Annotated in this window: 11 protein-coding genes; 9 read left to right on the top strand and 2 right to left on the bottom strand. The window is 70.4% G+C overall.

From position 1 onward, the window contains the following. Positions 1-8 precede the first annotated feature (8 nt). The 4 genes from PGH47_RS29625 (at position 9) to PGH47_RS29610 (ending at position 6,809) form a co-directional block, all read left to right on the top strand. Positions 9-2,039 carry an NAD(+) synthase gene (locus PGH47_RS29625; protein ID WP_271665917.1) on the top strand — a complete coding sequence of 677 codons (2,031 nt, stop codon included), beginning with the start codon at positions 9-11 and terminating at the stop codon, positions 2,037-2,039. Positions 2,040-2,312: 273 nt separating this feature from the next. Next, complete coding sequence (locus PGH47_RS29620) at positions 2,313-4,355, top strand: M4 family metallopeptidase (protein ID WP_271665916.1); 2,043 nt, start codon at positions 2,313-2,315, stop codon at positions 4,353-4,355. 211 nt (positions 4,356-4,566) lie between these two features. Then, positions 4,567-6,222 (top strand): M4 family metallopeptidase, encoded by a 1,656-nt coding sequence (locus PGH47_RS29615; RefSeq protein WP_125527318.1) that lies wholly within the window; start codon positions 4,567-4,569, stop codon positions 6,220-6,222. A 74-nt stretch (positions 6,223-6,296) separates the two neighbouring features. Then, positions 6,297-6,809 (top strand): DUF1990 domain-containing protein, encoded by a 513-nt coding sequence (locus tag PGH47_RS29610; RefSeq protein ID WP_271665915.1) that lies wholly within the window; start codon positions 6,297-6,299, stop codon positions 6,807-6,809. Positions 6,810-6,854: 45 nt separating this feature from the next. On the opposite strand, the gene PGH47_RS29605 is transcribed toward PGH47_RS29610, so the two are convergent. After that, on the bottom strand, positions 6,855-9,479 hold the full coding sequence (locus PGH47_RS29605) for a glycosyltransferase family 1 protein (RefSeq protein WP_271665914.1): 2,625 nt from the start codon (positions 9,477-9,479) through the stop codon (positions 6,855-6,857). 320 nt (positions 9,480-9,799) lie between these two features. On the opposite strand from PGH47_RS29605, the gene PGH47_RS29600 reads away from it, so the two are divergent. The 5 genes from PGH47_RS29600 to glgB all read left to right on the top strand — a co-directional run bounded on the left by PGH47_RS29600 (position 9,800) and on the right by glgB (position 19,254). Continuing rightward, a complete protein-coding gene (locus tag PGH47_RS29600; protein WP_271665913.1) occupies positions 9,800-11,002 on the top strand; it encodes a S8 family peptidase in 1,203 nt (400 codons plus the stop codon). Between the two features lie 262 nt (positions 11,003-11,264). Continuing rightward, positions 11,265-13,376: an alpha-1,4-glucan--maltose-1-phosphate maltosyltransferase gene (locus PGH47_RS29595; protein WP_271665912.1), complete on the top strand. Its 2,112-nt coding sequence runs from the start codon at positions 11,265-11,267 to the stop codon at positions 13,374-13,376. Continuing rightward, a complete protein-coding gene (gene treS, locus PGH47_RS29590) occupies positions 13,373-15,073 on the top strand; it encodes a maltose alpha-D-glucosyltransferase (RefSeq protein WP_271665911.1) in 1,701 nt (566 codons plus the stop codon). The genes PGH47_RS29595 and treS overlap by 4 nt, the downstream gene beginning before the upstream one ends. Before the next feature lie 84 nt (positions 15,074-15,157). Continuing rightward, positions 15,158-16,606 (top strand): maltokinase N-terminal cap-like domain-containing protein, encoded by a 1,449-nt coding sequence (locus PGH47_RS29585; protein ID WP_271665910.1) that lies wholly within the window; start codon positions 15,158-15,160, stop codon positions 16,604-16,606. After that, positions 16,603-19,254 carry a 1,4-alpha-glucan branching enzyme gene (gene glgB / locus PGH47_RS29580; protein ID WP_271665909.1) on the top strand — a complete coding sequence of 884 codons (2,652 nt, stop codon included), beginning with the start codon at positions 16,603-16,605 and terminating at the stop codon, positions 19,252-19,254. Before PGH47_RS29585 ends, glgB begins: the two co-directional genes overlap by 4 nt. A 103-nt stretch (positions 19,255-19,357) precedes the next feature. Here the strand turns inward: glgB and PGH47_RS29575 are convergent, their stop codons facing one another. Then, complete coding sequence (locus PGH47_RS29575; RefSeq protein WP_271665908.1) at positions 19,358-21,583, bottom strand: HelD family protein; 2,226 nt, start codon at positions 21,581-21,583, stop codon at positions 19,358-19,360. Positions 21,584-21,716: the final 133 nt, after the last annotated feature.

Raw genomic sequence — 21,716 nt, 5'->3', positions numbered from 1 at the left:
GCAGTGCATTGAACTTCTGGTCGATCTACCAGCACGGCTTCGCGCGGGTCGCCGCGTGTACGGGCCACACCGTCATCGCCGATCCGCTCGCCAACGCGGAGGCGGTGCTGCGGCAGGCGCAGGCGTGCGCGCGCGACGGCGTCGCGGTCGCCGTCTTCCCCGAGCTGGGCCTGACCGGCTACTCGATCGAGGACCTGCTGCTGCAGGACCCGGTGCTCGACGAGGTGGAGCAGGCGCTGCGCAACGTGGTGGCCGGGTCGGCGGACCTGCTGCCGGTGCTGGTCGTCGGCGCGCCGCTGCGCCACCGCCACCGGATCTACAACTGCGCGGTGATCGTGCACCGCGGCCGGATCCTCGGCGTCGCGCCGAAGTCGTATCCGCCGAACTACCGCGAGTTCTACGAGCAGCGGCAGATCGCGTCCGGCGACGACGAGCGCGGCGGGACGATCCGGGTCGGCGGCGCGGAGGTGCCGTTCGGAGTGGATCTGCTCTTCGAGGCGGAGGACGTCCCGGGGCTGGTCCTGCACGCGGAGATCTGCGAGGACATGTGGGTGCCGGTGCCGCCGAGCGCGGAGGCGGCGCTGGCGGGCGCGACCGTGCTCGCCAACCTCTCGGGCAGCCCGATCACGGTGGGCCGGGCCGAGGACCGCCGGCTGCTGTGCCGGTCGGCGTCCTCGCGCTGCCTGGCGGCGTACGTGTACTCGGCGGCGGGTCTGGGGGAGTCGACGACGGACCTGTCGTGGGACGGCCAGACCATGATCTACGAGAACGGTCTGCTGCTGGCCGAGACGGACCGCTTCGCGCTCGGCGACCAGTACGCGGTCGCCGACGTCGACCTCGACCTGCTGCGGCAGGAGCGGCAGCGGATGGGCACGTTCGACGACAACCGCCGCGCGCACGCCGAGCGCACGGACGACTTCCGGCGGGTGCCGTTCCGACTCGACGCGCCGACGGCGGATCTGGGGCTGAAGCGCCGGGTGGAGCGCTTCCCGTTCGTGCCGGCCGACGCCGACCGGCTCGCGCTGGACTGCTACGAGGCGTACAACATCCAGGTCGCGGGCCTTCAGCAGCGTCTTTCGGCGATCGGCGGCCCGAAGGTCGTCATCGGCGTGTCGGGCGGCCTGGACTCCACGCACGCGCTGATCGTCGCCGCCCGGGCGATGGACCGCGCCGGGCGCCCGCGCGGTGACATCCTGGCGTTCACGCTGCCCGGCTTCGCCACCAGCGACCACACCAAGGACAACGCCCACAAGCTGATGAACTCGCTCGGCGTGACCGCGGCCGAGCTGGACATCACGCCGACCGCGCGGCTGATGCTGAAGGAGATGGGCCACCCGTTCGCGGCCGGTGAGCCGGTGTACGACGTCACCTTCGAGAACGTGCAGGCGGGCCTGCGCACCGACTACCTGTTCCGGCTCGCGAACCAGCGCGGCGGCATCGTGCTGGGCACCGGTGACCTGTCCGAGCTGGCGCTGGGCTGGTCCACGTACGGCGTGGGCGACCAGATGAGCCACTACAACGTCAACTCCGGTGTGCCGAAGACGCTGATCCAGCATCTGATCCGCTGGGTCATCGGCAGCGAGCAGTTCGACGAGGAGACCGGCAAGACGCTGGCCGCGATCCTGGACACCGAGATCAGCCCCGAACTGGTGCCGGGCGAGGAGATGCAGTCCACCGAGTCGAAGATCGGGCCGTACGCGCTGCACGACTTCACGCTCTTCCACGTCCTGCGGTACGGCTTCCGGCCGTCGAAGATCGCGTTCCTTGCGTGGCACGCCTGGCACGAGGCGGACGCGGGCGCCTGGCCGCCGGGGTTCCCCGAGGCGAAGCGGGTGGCGTACGACCTGGCCGAGATCCGGCGCTGGCTGGAGGTCTTCTGCCGTCGCTTCTTCGCGTTCGCACAGTTCAAGCGTTCCGCGATGCCGAACGGTCCGAAGGTCTCGGCGGGGGGTTCGCTCTCGCCGCGCGGCGACTGGCGGGCACCGTCGGACGGCAACGCCGCGGCGTGGTTGCGCGACCTCGGGCGCATCGACGTCTGAGGCGACTGGTCCGTTTATCGAACGTGAACTCCCGGACAACGAACGATTTCCGGCCAACTTTCTGACGCGGTCCTGACAGAAACCGCAACCACCTGCCACTCTTCCCACGGCCGCGACACAGCAACCCCACAGCACCGTCACACGGCGGTGTCCGCGGCCGAGCTCCCGCACGCGCACGTCGTTCTGCGTACCACCCCGATCTGCCCGGACGGCCCACCCGCCGGCCGGTCTCCCCTGGCCGTGTGATCCGCGGCCGCGCAGAAGGAGTCAGTGTTGAGAGACAGTTCCTCCCACAGACGCACCCCCCACACCCCCCACCGCCGGGCCGCCGCCGTCGCTCTCGTCGGCGTCTCCGCCCTGATCGCCGCCGCCGTCCAGGCGGGCGCCGCCACCGCAGCCCCGGAGAAGGCACCGTCGGCCGCGGGCAAGGTCATACCGGGCGCCGAGGCCGTCAAGCTGTCCCCCGCCCAGCGCGCCGAGCTGATACGCGACGCCAACGCCACCAAGGCGGACACCGCCCGGGAACTGGGCCTGGGCGCCAAGGAGAAGCTGGTCGTCCGTGATGTCGTCAAGGACGGCAACGGCACGGTCCACACCCGCTACGAGCGGACCTACGACGGTCTGCCCGTCCTCGGCGGCGACCTCGTCGTCGAGACCACGAAGTCCGGCGCGACCAAGGACGTCGTGAAGGCGACCCGCGCCGCGATCAAGCCGGCGACCACGACCGCCGCCGTCCCGGCCGCCAAGGCCGAGAAGCAGGCGCTGGCCGCGGCGAAGGCCGAGGACGCCAAGAGCCCGGACGTCAACAAGGCGCCGCGCAAGGTGATCTGGGCCGCGAACGGCAAGCCGACCCTCGCCTACGAGACCGTCGTCGGCGGCCTCCAGGAGGACGGCACCCCGAACGAGCTGCACGTCGTCACCGACGCCGCCACCGGCGCGAAGCTGTACGAGTACCAGGCCATCGAGACCGGTACCGGCAACACGATGTACAGCGGCACGGTGACGCTCGGCACCACGCAGTCCGGGTCGACGTACAACCTGACCGACGGCGCGCGCGGCAACCACAAGACGTACAACCTCAACCGCGGCACCTCCGGCACCGGCACCCTCTTCTCGGGTCCCGACGACGTGTGGGGCAACGGCGCCGCGTCCAACCTGGAGACCGCGGGCGCGGACGCGCACTACGGTGCCGCGCTGACGTGGGACTACTACAAGAACGTGCACGGCCGCAGCGGCATCCGGGGCGACGGCGTCGGCGCCTACTCCCGCGTCCACTACGGCAACAACTACGTGAACGCGTTCTGGTCCGACAGCTGCTTCTGCATGACCTACGGCGACGGCTCGGGCAACACCAACCCGCTGACGTCGATCGACGTGGCCGGCCACGAGATGACCCACGGCGTCACCTCCAACACCGCGGGCCTCGTCTACAGCGGCGAGTCCGGCGGTCTGAACGAGGCGACGTCCGACATCTTCGGCTCGACCGTCGAGTTCTACGCCAACAACTCCTCCGACGTCGGTGACTACCTCATCGGCGAGGAGATCAACATCAACGGCGACGGCACGCCGCTGCGCTACATGGACAAGCCGAGCAAGGACGGCGCGTCCAAGGACGCCTGGTACTCGGGCATCGGCTCGATCGACGTGCACTACTCGTCGGGCCCGGCGAACCACTTCTTCTACCTGCTGAGCGAGGGCAGCGGCACCAAGACCATCAACGGTGTCACCTACAACTCGCCCACCTCGGACGGCCTCCCGGTCACCGGCATCGGCCGCGACAAGGCGGAGAAGATCTGGTTCCGCTCGCTGACCACCAAGTTCACCTCGAACACCAACTACGCGGCCGCCCGCACCGGCACCCTCGCGGCCGCCGGTGAGCTGTACGGCACCACGAGCGCCGAGTACAAGGCCGTGCAGGACGCCTGGGCCGGCGTCGCCGTGGGCACCCGCCCCGGAGGCGGCGGCGGTACGTCGTTCGAGAGCGGCACCGACGTGTCGATCCCGGACAACGGCGCGGCCGTGACGTCGCCGATCACGGTCTCCGGCCGGACCGGCAACGCGCCCTCCAACCTCCAGGTCGCCGTGGACATCGTCCACACCTACATCGGTGACCTCAAGGTGGATCTGCTCGCCCCCGACGGCACGGTGTACACGCTGAAGGGGTACGGCACCGGCGGCAGTTCGGACAACCTCAACACCACGTACACGGTGAACGCGTCCTCCGAGGTCGCCAACGGCGTCTGGACGCTGCGGGTCCAGGACAACGCGGCCATCGACACCGGCTACATCAACAGCTGGAAGCTCACCTTCCCGTAAGCCGGTTCGCGGTCGGTCTCCGACAGGGCGCCGTCTCGGTGGGTTCAACTCCCGCCGGGACGGCGCCCGTTCATATTTCTGAAACGTTCACTCTTCAGTCAAATCTTGGCCAACATCACCGAGCACTCCTGACATGTACGCGACCCAGGTGGCACGCTTCCCTCACCCGCCGCACCAGCACCAATGCACCTCCCCCACAAAAGGAGCTCGTGTGACCCCCCTCTACGCGCGTCGCAAGCGCACCACCCTGGCCATCGCCACCACCGTGGCCGCCGGGGCACTCCTCACCACCGCGCTGACCACCGGTGGTTCGGCCGCAGCGGCCCCCGGCACGCAGGCCGCCCCGCTCGCCGTACCGGTCGCGCTCGCCCCCGCGGCCCGCACCACCCTCATCAAGGACCAGCAGGCCAAGGCGGCCGACACCGCCGACGAGATAGGCCTCGGCGCCCAGGAGAAGCTGGTCGTCAAGGACGTCGTCAAGGACGCCGACGGCAGCGTCCACACCCGCTACGAGCGCACCTACGCGGGCCTGCCGGTCCTCGGCGGCGACCTGGTCGTCCACGAGTCGGCGTCCGGCGCGAGAAAGGGCGTGACCAAGGCGACGAAGGCCACCATCGAGGTCGCCTCGCTGAAGCCGGCCATCACCGCGGCCAAGGCCGAGGGCCAGGCGGTCTCGCTCGCCAAGTCGGCCGGCTCGAAGAAGACCGAGGCGGACAAGGCCCCCCGCAAGGTGATCTGGGCCGCGAACGGCAAGCCGACCCTGGCCTACGAGACCGTCGTCGGCGGCCTCCAGGACGACGGCACCCCGAACGAGCTGCACGTCGTCACCGACGCCGCCACCGGCAAGAAGCTCTTCGAGTACCAGGGCATCGAGACCGGCAGCGGCAAGAGCCTGTACTCGGGCACGGTCACGCTCGGCACGACCAAGTCGGGCTCGACGTACCAGCTCTACGACACCACGCGCGGCGGCCACAAGACGTACAACAAGGCCCGCAGCACCAGTTCCTCGGCCGGCACGCTGTTCACGGACGCGGACGACACCTGGGGCACCGGCACCGCCTCCAGCTCCTCCACCGACCAGACCGCCGCCGTCGACGCGGCCTACGGCGCTCAGGAGACCTGGGACTTCTACAAGAACACCTTCGGCCGCAGCGGCATCAAGAACGACGGCAAGGCCGCCTACTCCCGCGTCCACTACGGCAACGCGTACGTCAACGCGTTCTGGGACGACAGCTGCTTCTGCATGACGTACGGCGACGGCACGGGCAACACCAACCCGCTGACCTCGCTGGACGTGGCCGGCCACGAGATGACCCACGGCGTCACCTCCAACACCGCGGGCCTGAACTACACCGGCGAGTCGGGCGGCCTGAACGAGGCCACCTCCGACATCTTCGGCACGGCGGTCGAGTTCTACGCCAACAACTCCTCCGACGTCGGTGACTACCTCATCGGCGAGGAGATCGACATCAACGGCGACGGCACCCCGCTGCGCTACATGGACAAGCCGAGCAAGGACGGCGCGTCCAAGGACAGCTGGTCCTCGTCGCTGGGCGGCCTGGACGTGCACTACTCCTCGGGCCCCGCGAACCACTTCTTCTACCTCCTGTCGGAGGGCAGCGGCGCCAAGACGATCAACGGGGTGAGCTACAACTCCCCGACGTCCAACGGCTCGACGGTCACCGGGATCGGCCGCGCCAAGGCCGCCGCGATCTGGTACAAGGCGCTGACCGAGTACATGACCTCGACCACCAACTACAAGGCGGCCCGCACGGCGACGCTGAGCGCGGCGTCCGCCCTGTACGGCTCCACCAGCACGGAGTACAAGACGGTGGCGGCCGCCTGGTCGGCCATCAACGTGAGCTGACGCACACATAGTTGCGCGCAGGGGCGGCACCCGGGACGAAGGCATCCCCGGGTGCCGCCCTACTCTTGGGACCCATGTCCTTCACGTACGACGACGTCGGCGCGACCCGGGAGAGTGGCTTCTGCCCGCCCGGCTTCCACCCCATGAACGTGCGCACCCGCATCGGCGAGGGCGAAGACGTCTTCCGCAGGGCCGCCGAGGCTGTCATGACCTGGGAGATGCACCGCACGATGGGCGTCGGAATGGAAACGGCGGCCGACCGCGCGGCCCCCGACGTCGACGTCACGGTCACCCTCGCCGGCGTCATCAAGGCCCCCTGCCGCGTCGTCTGGACGGTCGAGGAACACCGCCGCACCGGCTGGGCCTACGGCACCCTCGCCGGCCACCCGGAGTGCGGCGAGGAGTCCTTCGTCGTGGACCGCACCGGCGACGGCACGGTCTGGCTGACTGTCCACGCCTTCAGCCGCGCGGCCAAGTGGTACGCCCGCGCGGGCGGCCCGGCCACCCGGGGGTTGCAGCACGCGTACGCGCGGCGGTGCGGCAATGTGCTGCGGCAGCTGTGCGAGCGCGAGAACAAGGAGTACTGAGTCACACCGGGTCCCCGCGAGCCCCGCGCCCGCGCTGCCGCCGCGTCACCGCATCAGAACCCCCGCCCCCTCCCCCAGGTCCTCGGCGGGCACCGCGACCAGGCCCAGTTCCGCGCTCGACGCCAGCAGGCGGTGGGACGGGAGGATGCGGACGGTGTAGCCGTAGGGGCCCGTGCGGGCCAGGGACAGGGGGCCCTCGTAGGTCCAGCGGCCGTCGCTGTCGGGGCCGACCACCGGCTTCAGCGGCACCGTGGACGCGTCCGCGATGTGGTCCTCCGGGTCGACCCGGCCCGATACCACCTGGACCTCCACGTCGTCCGGGGCGAGGTCGCCGAGGCCGACGCGGACGCGGAGGGTGAGGGTCGTGCCGAGTTCGGCCGTGGCGGTCACCGTCGACACGGACGTCTCCACATGGTCGACGCTCACGTCGTGCCAGGCGGAGCGCACCCGCGCCTTCCAGACGGCGAGTTCACGCGCCGCGTCCGCCGTCATCGCCCGGTGGGCGTGCGCGGCGGGCGTGTAGAGACGCTCCACGTACTCGCGGACCATCCTGCCCGCCAGGACCTTCGGCCCGAGCAGGGTGAGGGTCTGGCGGACCATCTCGATCCAGCGGTCGGGCAGGCCGCTCTCCCCGCGCTCGTAGAAGCGGGGCGTGACGCGTTGTTCCAGCAGGTCGTACAGCGCCGCGGCCTCTATGTCGTCGCGGCGGTCCGGGTCCGTGCCGGTGCCGTCCGCCGTGGGGATCGCCCAGCCGAAGTCGGGCTGGAACCACTCGTCCCACCAGCCGTCCAGGACGGACAGGTTGAGACAGCCGTTCAGGGCCGCCTTCATCCCGGAGGTGCCGCACGCCTCCAGCGGGCGCAGCGGGTTGTTCAGCCAGATGTCGCAGCCGGGGTAGAGCTTCTGGGCCATCGCCATGCCGTAGTCCGGCAGGAAGACGATGCGGTGGCGCACCCGTGGGTCGTCGGTGAACCGCACGAGTTCCTGCACCAGCCGCTTCCCGCCGTCGTCCGCGGGGTGCGCCTTGCCGGCCACCACGATCTGGATCGGCCGCTCGGGGTGCAGAAGCAGGTCCATCAGCCGGTCGCGGTCGCGGAGCATGAGGGTGAGGCGCTTGTACGACGGGACCCGGCGCGCGAATCCGATCGTGAGGACGTCGGGGTCCAGGACGCCGTCGATCCAGCCCAGTTCGGCCGTCCCCGCGCCCCGTTGGCGCCAGGACGCGCGCAGCCGCTCCCGCACTTCGGTGACCAGCTGCTCGCGCAGCACCCGACGCAGCTCATGGATGTCCCGGTCCGGGATCTCCCCGACCGCGTCCCAGCGTTCCGAGCCGCCCACCGTCATCGCGTCCTCGGTGCGCCGGCCGCCGATCTGGCGGGCGCCGAGGCGGAAGACCTCGGGGGCCACCCAGGTCGGGGCGTGGACGCCGTTGGTGACCGAGGTGATCGGCACCTCGTCCGGGTCGAACCCCGGCCACAGGCCCGAGAACATCTCGCGGCTGACGTTGCCGTGCAGCAGCGAGACGCCGTTCGCCCGCTGGCCCAGGCGCAGGCCCATCACGGCCATGTTGAACAGGTTCGGCTCGCCGCCGGGGTACGTCTCCATGCCGAGCTGGAGGATGCGCTCGACGTCGATGCCGGGGAGCTCGGCGTCGGGGCCGAAGTGGTGGGCGACCAGCTCGCGGTCGAAGCGGTCGATGCCGGCCGGGACGGGCGTGTGGGTGGTGAAGACCGTGCCCGCGCGGACGGCCTCCAGCGCGGGATCGAAGTCCAGCCCCGCGGCGGCCAGTTCCGCGATGCGCTCCAGACCGAGGAAGCCGGCGTGTCCCTCGTTGGTGTGGAAGACCTCGGGCTCGGGGTGGCCGGTCAGCCGGCAGTACGCCCGCACCGCCCGCACCCCTCCTATGCCCAGCAGCATCTCCTGGAGGAGCCGGTGCTCGCTGCCGCCGCCGTAGAGCCGGTCGGTCACCCCGCGTCCGCCGAGGTCGTTCTCCTCGACGTCGGAGTCGAGCATCAGCAGCGGCACCCGGCCGACCTGGGCCAGCCAGACACGGGCGTGCAGAGACCGGCCGCCGGGCAGGGCGAGCGAGACCTGGGCGGGGGTGCCGTCGGGTTCCTTCAGGAGCGCAAGCGGCAGCTCGTTGGGGTCCAGGACGGGATAGTGCTCCTGCTGCCAGCCGTCCCGGGACAGGGTCTGGCGGAAGTAGCCGTGCCGGTACAGCAGCCCGACGCCGATGAGCGGCACGCCCAGGTCGCTGGCCGCCTTCAGGTGGTCCCCGGCGAGGATGCCGAGGCCGCCGGAGTACTGGGGCAGGGCGGCCGTGATGCCGAATTCGGGCGAGAAGTAGGCGACGGCGGCAGGGAGTTCGGCGGACTGGTCCTGGTACCAGCGTCCACCGGTGACGTAGTCGTCGAGGTCACCGGCGACCTCGGCCAGCCGGCGCAGGAAGTGGCGGTCCTCAGCCAGTTCCGCGAGCCGCGCGGGCGGCACGCTACCCAGCAGCCGTACGGGGTCGTTGCCCGAGGCGGCCCAGTGTTCGGGGTCCACGGACTGGAAGAGGTCACGGGTCTCCGCATGCCAGGACCAGCGCAGATTGCGCGCCAGGTCGCTGAGGGGCCGGAGGGGTTCGGGGAGGACAGGTCGGACGGTGAATCGACGGATCGCCTTCACGGTTCACCTCGGGCAGCACGTGGCAGGGGACACACGGCGGTGTGGGTCCCGTCATCGCCACCGACGGTATCGGTATGCGGGGCTTCGTAACCACAGGGCGTTTTTGCGACGCCCGAGCGAAGCGGACCGAGTATCTCCGTCCGAAATCAAGCGCAACCTTTACACATCCCCCATAGCCGATATGGCCGATTCCGCCCCCGTAGGCGTCCTTGTGGCGACTTCTCAGCTCACGAGAGGGTGACAGTGGCGTACCGGCCTCGCCTGGTGCACCCGGCGATTCCCGGCCGCCGTGCGCCGAGTCGAGGAGGGGAACTCACACCATGGCACGGACGCGCACGCGGCGTCTGCGCCGGGCGGGTGGTCTGACCGCGATGACCTGCGTCGTCGCGCTTTCGGCCACCACCATGCCCGCGCACGCCGCTCCGGAGGGGCAGATACTCGGCGCCGGGGACCCCGGCTCCGTCAGCGGCAGTTACGTGGTGACACTCAAGGGGGCAACGAGAGCTCCGTCGACGGCCGGAAAGAGCCTCGCCGAAAAGTACGGGGCGAAAATAAGCCACACCTACGGCACGGTTCTCAACGGTTACGCCGTCCGGGCCGACGAGAGACAGGCCAAACGGCTCGCGGCCGACCCCCGGGTCGCCTCCGTCGTCCAGGACACCCGGGTGACCCTGGAGCACACGCGGAAAAACCCGCCGTCCTGGGGTCTCGACCGCATCGATCAGGCCAATCTTCCGCTGGACAAGAGCTACACCTGGCCCGAGTCCGCGGGCGCCGGCGTGACGGTCTATGTCATCGACACCGGCATCCGCGTCTCGCACAAGGACTTCGGCGGCCGGGCGAGTTACGGCTGGGACTTCGTCGGCAACGACAGGAGCGCCGGTGACGGCAACGGCCATGGCACCCATGTCGCCGGCACCATCGCGGGCCAGCAGTACGGAGTCGCCAAGAAGGCGAAGGTCGTGGCCGTACGCGTCCTGGACGACGCCGGCGGCGGCACGACCGCCCAGGTCATCGCGGGCATCGACTGGGTGACCAGGCACGCGAGGAAGCCGGCGGTCGCCAACGTCAGCCTCGGCGGCAACCGCAACGCGCAGTTGGACGCCGCCGTACGCAACTCCGTCGCGGCCGGAGTCACCTACACGGTGGCGGCGGGCAACGACGGGCTGCCGGCCGGCCTGTACTCCCCCGCGGCGGTGCGCGAGGCCATCACCGTCGGCGCCACCGACAAGAAGGACGCGCGGGCGGGCTTCTCCAACACCGGGTCGGTTCTGGACGTGTTCGCCCCGGGCGTGTCGATCACCTCCGCGTCGTACGCGAGCGACACCGGCCGGGCCACCTACTCCGGTACGTCGATGGCATCACCGCACGTCGCGGGCGTGGCCGCGCTGTATCTGGCGGACCACCCCAAGGCGTCCCCGGCACAGGTCTCCAAGGCGCTGGTGGCACAGGCCGCTTCCGGCAAGGTCTCCGGCCGCGGGATGGGCTCACCGAACAAACTCTTGCAGGTACCGGGCTCGTAGCGGCCACTTCGCGGCGAAGTGCGGACACCGGCCCCGTTCCTCACGAACGGGGCCGGTCTTGTGCGTAGACATACGCGTGAGTAGTTAACAAAGTGCCGGATTGCCCACACGAATAGGGTGGGAAGGCTCCTCCGGTACGCCCCACCCGTGCGCCCCCGGGCGTGCACCCCACGCGGCCCAGCCGCACAGCGACAAGTCACCACGCAGGACCCACCTCCCCACAGCCATCCGCCCACCAACGTTGACGCGGACAGGAGCGGTCATGCCCGCCATGCACCACCAGTCGTCCACACCCCCGACGCCTCGCACCGAAGCGCCCCCAGTCCCCCGCACCACCGCCGCCGACCCCGGCCCGCCGGCTCCGGAGCGACCCTCCACGGCCGATGCGACGGGCGGTGTCGGACGTATACCGGTTCTCGACGTCCGCCCGGTCGTCCAGCAAGGGCGCAGGCCCGCGAAGGCGGTCACCGGCGAGACCTTCGAGATCTCGGCGACCGTGTTCCGCGAGGGCCACGACTCCGTGGCCGCCAATGCCGTACTGACCGACCCGGACGGCCGCCCAGGCCCCTGGACCCCGATGCGTGAACTCGCCCCGGGCACCGACCGCTGGGGCGCCGACGTCACCGCCGGCGAGCCGGGCCGCTGGACCTACCACGTGGAGGCGTGGGGCGACCCCATCAGTACCTGGCGGCACCACGCCGAGATCAAGATCCCCGCCGGAATGGACACGGACCTGGTCCTGGAGGAGGGCGCGCGGCTGTACGAGCGTGCCGCCGCGGCCGTGCCCAAGAGCAAGGGACGGCGCGTGATCCTCGCGGCCGTCGAGGCCCTGCGGGACGAAAACCGACCGGCCGCATGGCGGTTGGCGGCCTCGCTGACGCCCGAGGTCGACGCCGTGTTGGGGCGTTATCCGTTGCGGGATCTGGTGACCGCGTCGGATCCGCTGCCGCTGCTGGTGGAGCGGGAGCGGGCCCTGTACGGGTCCTGGTACGAGTTCTTCCCGCGTTCCGAAGGCACCGCCGAGCGTGCGCACGGCACTTTCGAGTCCGCGGCCGGACGGTTGCCGGGGATCGCGGCGATGGGCTTCGACGTCGTCTACCTGCCACCGATCCACCCGATCGGCACGACCTTCCGCAAGGGCCCCAACAACACCCTGTCCGCAGGCGTCGACGACGTCGGCGTGCCGTGGGCGATCGGTTCGCCCGAGGGCGGCCACGACGCCGTCCACCCCGGCCTCGGCACGATCGAGGACTTCGACCGGTTCGTCGCCCGGGCCGGCGAACTCGGTCTGGAGGTCGCGCTCGACTTCGCCCTGCAGTGCTCGCCGGATCACCCCTGGGTGGACAAGCATCCGGAGTGGTTCCACCACCGCCCGGACGGCACGATCGCCTATGCGGAGAACCCGCCGAAGAAGTATCAGGACATCTACCCCATCGCGTTCGACGCGGACATGGACGGTCTGATCGCCGAGACGCTGCGGGTGCTGCGGCACTGGATGGACCACGGGGTGCGGATCTTCCGGGTCGACAACCCGCACACCAAGCCGGTCGTGTTCTGGCAGAAGGTGATCGCGGACGTGGGCCGCACCGACCCGGACGTGATCTTCCTGGCGGAGGCGTTCACCCGGCCGGCGATGATGCACACCCTGGCCCAGATCGGCTTCCAGCAGTCGTACACGTACTTCACCTGGCGCAACACCAAGCAGGAACTCACCGAGTACCTGACCGAGCTGTCGGGGGAGGCGGCCGCCTACATGCGGCCGAACTTCTTCGCCAACACCCCCGACATCCTGCACGAGTTCCTCCAGCAGGGCGGTCGGCCCGCCTTCGAGCTGCGGGCCGTCCTCGCCGCGACGCTCTCCCCAAGCTGGGGCATCTACAGCGGCTACGAACTGTGCGAGAACACCGCACTGCGCAAGGGCAGCGAGGAGTACCTCGACTCCGAGAAGTACCAGCTACGCCCCCGCGACTGGGCCGCCGCCGAACGCGAAGGCCGCACCATCACACCCCTGATCACCCGCCTCAACGCCGTCCGGCGGGCGAATCCGGCCCTGCGGCAGCTGCGTGACCTCCACTTCCACCACGCGGACCAGGACGCGGTGATCGCGTACTCGAAGCGAAGCGGTTCGAACACGGTTCTGGTGGTCGTCAACCTCGACCCCCACCACACCCAGGAGGCCACGGTCTCGTTGGACATGCCGCAACTCGGCCTGGACTGGCACGAGTCGGTGCCGGTGCGCGACGAGCTCACCGGCGAGACCTATCACTGGGGCAGGGCGAATTACGTGCGTCTCGAACCGGGCACTCGTCCCGCGCACATCCTCACCGTCCTGCGACCGTCCACCCCGCAGATCGGAGGGTCACCCACAAAATGATCGTCAACGAGCCCGTTCAGGACACCTTCGAGGACACCCCTGCCAAGGATCGTGACCCCGACTGGTTCAAACGCGCCGTCTTCTACGAGGTCCTGGTCCGCTCCTTCCAGGACAGCAACGGCGACGGCGTCGGCGACCTCAAGGGCCTGACCGCCAAACTCGACTACCTGCAATGGCTCGGCGTCGACTGCCTGTGGCTGCCGCCCTTCTTCAAATCACCCCTCCGCGACGGCGGCTACGACGTCTCCGACTACACCGCCGTGCTGCCCGAATTCGGCGACCTCGCCGACTTCGTGGACTTCGTGGACTCCGCCCACCAGCGCGGCATGCGGGTCATCATCGACTTCGTCATGAACCACACCAGCGACCAGCACCCGTGGTTCCAGGAATCCAGAAAAGACCCCGACGGCCCCTACGGCGACTACTACGTCTGGGCCGACGACGACAAGGCGTACTCCGACGCCCGCATCATCTTCGTCGACACCGAAGCCTCCAACTGGACCTTCGACCCGGTCCGCAAGCAGTACTTCTTCCACCGCTTCTTCTCCCACCAGCCGGACCTCAACTACGAGAACCCGGCCGTGGTGGAGGAGATCCTCTCGGCGCTGAAGTTCTGGCTGGACCTGGGGATCGACGGCTTCCGGCTCGACGCCGTGCCGTATCTGTACGCCGAGGAGGGCACGAACTGCGAAAACCTTCCGGCAACGCACGAGCTCCTGAAGCGGGTGCGCAAGGAGATCGACGCGCACTACCCGGACACGGTGCTGCTGGCTGAGGCGAACCAGTGGCCGGAGGACGTCGTCGACTACTTCGGCGACTACAGCAGCGGCGGCGACGAATGCCACATGGCGTTCCACTTCCCCGTCATGCCCCGGATCTTCATGGCGGTACGGCGGGAATCCCGCTACCCCGTCTCGGAAATCCTCGCCAAGACGCCGGCCATCCCGTCCGGCTGCCAGTGGGGCATCTTCCTGCGCAACCACGACGAGCTGACCCTCGAAATGGTCACCGACGAAGAACGCGACTACATGTGGGCGGAGTACGCCAAAGACCCCCGCATGCGCGCCAACATCGGCATCCGGCGCAGGCTGGCGCCCCTGCTGGACAACGACCGCAACCAGATCGAACTGTTCACCGCGCTGCTGCTGTCGCTGCCCGGCTCGCCGATCCTGTACTACGGCGACGAGATCGGCATGGGCGACAACATCTGGCTCGGCGACCGCGACGCCGTCCGCACCCCCATGCAGTGGACCCCGGACCGCAACGCCGGCTTCTCGTCCTGCGATCCGGGACGGCTGTATCTGCCGACGATCATGGACCCGGTCCACGGCTACCAGGTGACGAACGTCGAGGCGTCCATGGCGTCGCCGTCGTCGCTGCTGCACTGGACCCGCCGCATGATCGAGATCCGCAAGCAGAACCCGGCGTTCGGCCTCGGCACCTACACCGAACTCCAGTCGTCGAACCCGGCGGTCCTCGCCTTCCTGCGCGAGTACGAGGACGATCTGGTGCTGTGCGTGCACAACTTCTCGCGGTTCGCGCAGCCGACGGAACTGGATCTGCGACCGTTCGGCGGCCGACATCCCGTCGAGCTGTTCGGCGGGGTGCGATTCCCGGCCATCGGTGAGCTCCCGTACTTGCTGACCCTCGGGGGCCACGGCTTCTACTGGTTCCGGCTGCGCAAGGACGCCGCCTGAGAGCCCGGGCGGGGCGGTTTCCACCGCCCCGCCCGGGGCACGCATGAGTAACACCCCGACCCCCCGGGGAAAGGACGCGACGCCATGTCGGAAGCCGTCACACGTACCGTCACCACTTCGCCCGGCCTCCTTGCGTCACTTGATCCACTGCTACGGGAGTGGCTGCCACGACAGCGCTGGTTCGCGGGCAAGGGGCGTCCGGTCACCGGGTTCTCGCTGGTCGCCGCCACCGAACTGCTGCCGCCCGGCGGCAAGCTGGGCCTGAACCACCTGCTCCTTCGCGCCCACCAGCCGCTCGCGCCGGTGCCGGGCGCACCCGAGCAGCCCGCCGACTGCTACCAGCTCCTCATAGGGGACCGAGAGGCACTGCCGCCCCGGCTCGCGCCCGCGCTGATCGGGCACGTGACCGAGGGCCCGCTCGCCGGACGCACGGTGTACGACGCCCTGTGCGACGCCCGCCCCGCCGAACTGCTCCTGGAGGCGATGCGCACCGGAGCCCGGATCGGCGCGCTGCGCTTCGAACGGGACGGCGAGAAGGAGATCCGGTCCGGCCTGGTGCCGCGCCCGGTCACCTCGGAACAGTCCAACTCGTCCGTCGTATACGGCGATACGTTCATCCTGAAGCTGTTGCGCCGGATCGTGCCCGGCGTCAATCCCGACCTGGAGCTGCCGCTCGCGCTGGCCCGCGAGGACTGCGACCGGGTGCCCGCGCCGACGGCGTGGTTCCGCTCGGAGCTGGCCGGTGAGTCGTACGTGCTGGGCGTGCTCCAGCCCTTCGTGCAGGGCGCGGCGGACGGCTGGGAGCTGGCGCTGCGGGAGCTGGCCAAGGGCGAGGACTTCGCCGCCGAGGCGCGGGCGCTGGGGCGCGCGACCGCCGAGGTGCACACCGCGCTCGCCCGTACGCTGCCGACGGTGACCCTCGGGCACGCGCAGGTGCAGCAGCTGGTGGACGGCATGGTCGAGCGGCTGGATGCGGCCGCTCAGGCGGTGCCGGCGCTGCGGCCGTACGCGCCCGCGCTGCGCTCCGCGTTCGAGGCGCTGGCCGCGCTCGCCGCCGAGGGCTGCACCTGGACCGCCCAGCGCATCCACGGCGATCTGCACCTCGGGCAGTGCCTGCGCTCGCCGGGCGGCCGTTGGTGGCTGATCGACTTCGAGGGCGAGCCGTCGAAGCCGCTGGCCGAACGCCGGCTGCCGCAGCCGCCGGTGCGGGACGTGGCGGGCATGCTGCGCTCCTTCGACTACGCGGCCCACTCCGCCGACCTGCCGGTGCCGGGCTGGGCCGAGGCCTGCCGGGCCGCGTACTGCTCCGGGTACGCGCAGGTCAGCGGCGCCGATCCGCGGACCGATCCGGTGCTGCTGCGGGCGTACGAGACCGACAAGGCGATCTACGAGGTCGTCTACGAGGCCCGTCACCGCCCCGACTGGCTCCCGGTGCCGCTGTCCGCCATAGGCCGGCTCGCCGCGGACTCCGGCGCCCCGCCCTCTTCCCTCAGCCCCTCATCCCCACCTTCGCCTAGGAGGCCCCGCCCGTGACCCCCCGCACCACTCCCTCCAGCGGTTCGGAAGCCGAGAGCACGGCCGCGCAGCCGGTCGAGAAGACGAGCGTCGCCAAAAGGGCGACGACCAGGGCCGCCGAGGCCGCGGAGGCCGTGAAGAAGGGGACGGCGAAGAAGGCCACGGCGAAGGCGGCCGGGCAGAAGAAGACCGCCGCGAAGAAGGCTGCCGGGAAGAAGGCCGAGGCGAAGAAGGCCGAGGTGCGGAAGCCGGCGGCCAAGAAGGCCACAGCGAAGAAGGCCGTCGCCAAGAAGGCGGTGACGAAGAAGGCGACCGCCAGGACCACGGCGGCGAAGGGCACGGCCGCGAAGAGCACACCGGCCAAGGCCGCAGCTCCGAAGAAGGCCGCCAAGAAGATCCCCGCGCAGAAGGCGGCGCAGAAGAAGATCCCCGCGCAGAAGGCGGTCCCGAAGCCGGCCGAGCCCGTGGAGGTCGCCGTCTCCCCGGCCCTCGACGCCGTCGACCGCGATCGTCTGCTCACCGGCACCCATCACGCCCCGCACTCCGTGCTCGGCGCGCATCCGGTGCCCGGCGGTGTCGCCTTCCGCGCCTTCCGGCCGTTCGCCCTGTCGGTGACCGTCGTCGTGGGGAACCTGCGGGCCGAGCTGCACGACGACGGGGAGGGGTTCTTCTCGGGGCTGCTCCCGCTGCGGGAGGTCCCGGCCGGCTACCGGCTCCTCGTGGCGTACGAGGGGTCGGTGCAGGACACCGAGGACGCGTACCGCTTCCTGCCCGCGCTCGGCGAGCTCGATCTGCATCTGATCGGCGAGGGCCGGCACGAGGAGCTGTGGCGGGCGCTCGGCGCCGAGCCGATGACGCACCAGGGCGTGACAGGCACCCGCTTCACGGTGTGGGCGCCGAACGCGCGCGGTGTGTCCCTGGCCGGCACGTTCAACTTCTGGGACGGCACGGGCTATCCGATGCGCTCGCTCGGCGGCACCGGTGTCTGGGAGCTGTTCGTGCCCGGCATCGGCGAGGGCGAGCTGTACAAGTTCGAGATCACCCGGCCCGACGGCTCGAAGACACTGCGCGCCGACCCGATGGCCCGCCGGACGGAGGCCCCGCCGAACACGTCCTCCATCGTGTACGCCTCGGAGCACGAGTGGGGCGACGCGGCGTGGCTGGAGCGGCGCGGTTCGGTGCCGGTGCACGAGGCGCCGTTCTCGGTGTACGAGGTCCACCTGGCGTCCTGGCGGCCCGGACTCACCTACCGTCAACTGGCCGAGCAGCTCCCCGCGTACGTCAAGGACCTCGGCTTCACCCATGTCGAGCTGATGCCGGTCGCCGAGCACCCCTTCGGCGGCTCCTGGGGCTACCAGGTCACCGGCTTCTACGCGCCCACCGCCCGTCTCGGTACGCCCGACGACTTCAAGTACCTGGTCGACGCCCTGCACCGGGCCGGGATCGGCGTGCTGATGGACTGGGTGCCGGCGCACTTCCCGCGCGACGACTGGGCGCTGGCGGAGTTCGACGGGCGTCCGCTGTACGAGCACGAGGATCCGCTGCGTTCGGCGCATCCCGACTGGGGCACGCTGGAGTTCGACTTCGGGCGGCGCGAGGTGCGCAACTTCCTGGTCGCCAACGCCCTGTACTGGTGCGAGGAGTTCCACATCGACGGGCTCCGGGTGGACGCGGTGGCGTCCATGCTCTACCTGGACTACTCGCGCGAGCCGGGCCAGTGGGTGCCGAACGAGCACGGCGGGCGGGAGAACCTCGACGCGGTCGCGTTCCTCCAGGAGATGAACGCGACGGTGTACCGGCGGGTGCCGGGGGTCGTGACGATCGCGGAGGAGTCGACGGCCTGGGACGGCGTGACGCGTCCGACGCATGTGTCGGGGCCCGGCGGGTTCGGGGGCCTGGGGTTCGGCCTGAAGTGGAACATGGGCTGGATGCACGACTCGCTGGAGTACATGGCCAAGGAGCCGGTGTACCGCAGGTACCACCACAACGAGATGACGTTCTCGATGGTGTACGCGTACAGCGAGAACTACGTGCTGCCCATCTCCCACGACGAGGTCGTGCACGGCAAGCGGTCGCTGGTGTCGAAGATGCCGGGCGACTGGTGGCAGCAGCGGGCCGACCACCGTGCCTACCTGGGCTTCATGTGGGCGCACCCGGGCAAGCAACTGCTGTTCATGGGGCAGGAGTTCGCGCAGGGCGCCGAGTGGTCGGAGGCGCACGGGCCGGACTGGTGGCTGCTGGACCCGGCGTACGGGGCGGAGCCCGACCATCGCGGGGTGCGGGACCTGATCCGCGATCTGAACACGGTCTACCGCCATACGCCGGCGCTGTGGCAGCGCGACACCGATCCGTCGGGCTTCCAGTGGGTGGTGGGTGACGCCGCCGACGACAACGTGTTCGCGTTCCTGCGCTACGACGCGGAGGGCGTTCCGCTGCTGGCGGTGTCGAACATGTCGCCGGTGGTGCGCGACGAGTACCGGCTCGGTGTCCCGGACGACGTCCCGGCCTGGCACGAGGCGGTGAACACCGACGCGGCGAAGTACGGCGGCGGCGACGTCACCAACCCGGACCCGATCAAGCCGGAACCCCAGCCCTGGCACGGCCGCCCGGCGAGCATCCGCCTGACGTTGCCACCGCTGGCGACGGTCTGGCTGCGCCCGGCCTAGAGGGCAGCGCCCCGAAGGGGCGCGGGGAACTGCGCGACCAGCCCTCACGGCGGCTGGTCGCGCAGCCCGCCTCACCTGCCACGGCGCGGGCGAAGCCCTGCCGTCACTCCGACGCGCCCTCGGCCAACGCCTGCGGCAGGCGACCCGTGTGCAGCACCCCCAGCCGCTGTGTCGCCCGTGTCAGCGCCACGTACAGGTCGCTCGTGCCGTACAGGCCCGGTTCCACCACCAGCACCGAGTCGAACTCCAGGCCCTTGGACTGACGGGGGTCGAGGAGTACGACGCCGCGGGTCAGGTCGGGCTCGGTGTCCGGCGTGATGCCGTCCAGGTGGGCCGCCAGCTTCCGGTGCAGGTGGCGCGGGGCGATGACCGCGAGCCGGCCCTCGGCCGGGGTGAGCTCCTCGACGGCCTTCGCGACCGCGCCGGGCAGGTCGTCGGTGGCGCGCACCCAGGGACGCACACCGGTGGACCGTACGGAACTCGGCGGTTCGAAGTCCGGGTTCTCGGCCCTGACGACCGCCGCCGCGAGGTCCATGATCTCGGCGGGCGTGCGGTAGTTGACGCCGAGGCGGGTGTGCTCCCAGCGGTCCTCGACGTACGGCTGGAGGATCTTCCGCCACGAGCCGACGCCCGCCGCCTCCGCCGTCTGGGCCGGGTCGCCGACCAGGGTCATCGAGCGGGTCGGGCTGCGCCGCATCAGCAGCCGCCACGCCATCGGCGACAGCTCCTGCGCCTCGTCGACGATGATGTGCCCGAACGCCCAGGTCCGGTCGGCCGCCGCGCGCTCGGCGGCGCTGCGGTGGTCGTCCTCCTCGTGGCGCTCGGCGAACCGTTCGGCGTCGATGATGTCGTGCGCGGACAGGACCTCGGAGTCCTCCTCGTGCTTGTCCTCGAACTCGTAGGTGCGCGAGGCGTACGAGACGTCCAGCACGCCCTGTGCGTAGGCGACCTGCGTCTCCCGCTCCCGCTCGGCCAGCGCCCGCCGCACCCGGTCGTCCTCGCCGAGCAGTTCGGCGGCCTCGTCGAGCAGCGGTACGTCCGACACCGTCCACGCCCGGGTCACGGGCCGGCGGATCGCGGCGACGTCCTCGTCGGGGAGGTAGCCCACGGGGTCGGCGAGGAAGTCCGCGACCAGTCGCTGCGGGGTCAGCCGTGGCCACAGCTGGTCGATGGCGGCCCAGACCTCGGGGTTCTCGGCGATGTCGTCACGGATCTGCGTGATGTCGCTGGGGTCCAGCAGATTCGTGCCGTCGAAGGGGTCGGTCCCGACCCGCTCGGCGTACAGCTCGGTGAGGGTGTTGAGGATGTGGCCCTCGAAGTGCTCGCGTGCCGCGTTGTGCGGCAGCCGCGCGGCGCGGGCCTTCTCGCGCGCCACCTTCACCAGGCCGTCGTCGAGCATGAGGATCTCGCGGTCGTGCTCGATGGCGATCACCGGGTCGGGCAGCGCCTGCCAGTCCTGTACGACCTCGGCGAGCACGTCCGCCATGTCGGCGCGCCCCTTCACCGCGGCCGCCTCCCGGGTGTCGGCCGCGGTCGCCCGCACGCCGGGGAACAGTTCGCCGACGGTGGCGAGCAGCACGCCCGTCTCGCCCAGCGCGGGCAGGACCTCGCCGATGTAGCCGAGGAAGGCGGGGTTGGGGCCGACGATCAGGACCGCCCGCTTGGCGAGCAGCTCCCGGTGTTCGTAGAGGAGGTAGGCCGCGCGGTGCAGGGCGACGGCCGTCTTGCCGGTGCCCGGACCGCCCTCCACGACCAGCACCCCTCGGTGCGGTGCCCGGATGATCTCGTCCTGCTCGGCCTGGATGGTCTGCACGATGTCGTTCATCCGGCCGGTGCGCGCGGTGTTCAGCGCGGCGAGCAGGACCGCGTCGCCTGTCGGGTCCTCGTGGCCGGTGCGCTCCCGGTCGCCGAGGTCGAGGATCTCGTCGTGCAGGGCGGTGACCGTACGGCCGTCGGTGGTGATGTGCCGCCGGCGCCTGAGGCCCATCGGGGTGTGGCCGGTGGCCAGGTAGAAGGGCCGGGCGACGTCGGCCCGCCAGTCCACGAGGATCGGCGTGCGCTCGGCGTCGTCGGTGCGCAGGCCGATACGGCCGATGTGGTGGGTGATGCCGGAGGAGAGGTCGATCCGGCCGAAGCAGAGCGAGCCGTCCACGGCGTTCAGCGCGGCGAGCAGCCCCGAGCGCTCGGCGACCAGGATGTCCCGCTCAAGGCGGGCCTGCATGGGCGTGTTGCCCTGGGCGAGCGCGTCCCCGACGGAGTCCTCCGTGTCACCGCGCAGCGCGTCCACGCGCGCGTACAGATCGTCGATGAATTCCTGCTCGCGTCGCATTTCACCGTCTTGAAATTCGGTGTTTGACAATTCTGCTCCCGCCCGGATATACTGTGCTCACTGAACTTCACCGCGACCGAATTCACGCGAAGTCGCGAACCATTGAATATACGCAAAGAAATCCCCCGGGCGC

It is taken from the genome of Streptomyces sp. HUAS 31 (assembly GCF_028198125.1).
Lineage (GTDB): Bacteria > Actinomycetota > Actinomycetes > Streptomycetales > Streptomycetaceae > Streptomyces > Streptomyces chartreusis.
This window is presented reverse-complemented; position numbering and strand designations above follow the sequence as displayed.